General features: G+C 36.8%; 1 protein-coding gene. It reads right to left on the bottom strand.

The window, feature by feature from the left end; all coding sequences use genetic code 11:
• The coding region (locus N1032_RS28080) for a phage DNA encapsidation protein (protein ID WP_259544037.1) at positions 1–508 on the bottom strand (508 nt) is incomplete at both ends.

The following is a 508-nucleotide window of genomic DNA, read 5'->3' as shown; positions in this document are numbered from 1 at the left end:
GCCACTATTTCCGTAAGAATAAACATCAATGGTTCCTTGTGGCATTTCAAGAATATTTGTCAATCCCATTTCTTTGAAAATCGGACAATATTTATTGACCGTGTTCCCTAGCAGCCAAATATCAATATCAGTCCGCAATCGAATAATGGTAGAAACAACGTTCATGAAAATAACAAATTCGTCCGTAAGGTATAAACCACGTGTAAGAAATTCATCCCAAATAATGGTTGTAACTTCTGGATAACTTGCCCCTTTATCGTGTTCATATTCATTCAAAGAGAAGGTAAATCCGAAAACGTCCAAATCACTATAAACGGGTTTTCCGTCCTCCCCCATACGTGACAAATAGAAAAATCCATTGTAGTAATGGATATAATCAAATTCGCCTTCCGATAGGCGTGAAACCATGCCTGTACTATTCAAGTATGCAAACATTTGTTTCATTCGTTTTGGTTTTATATCGGTTCCCCAACGGCGGATATAAGCGAATTGTTTTCGCTTAAATTTT

Source organism: Herbiconiux daphne (assembly GCF_024979295.1).
Lineage (GTDB): Bacteria > Actinomycetota > Actinomycetes > Actinomycetales > Microbacteriaceae > Herbiconiux > Herbiconiux daphnes.
The sequence above is the reverse complement of the archived record's forward strand: the minus strand, read 5'-3'. Positions and strand labels throughout refer to the sequence as shown.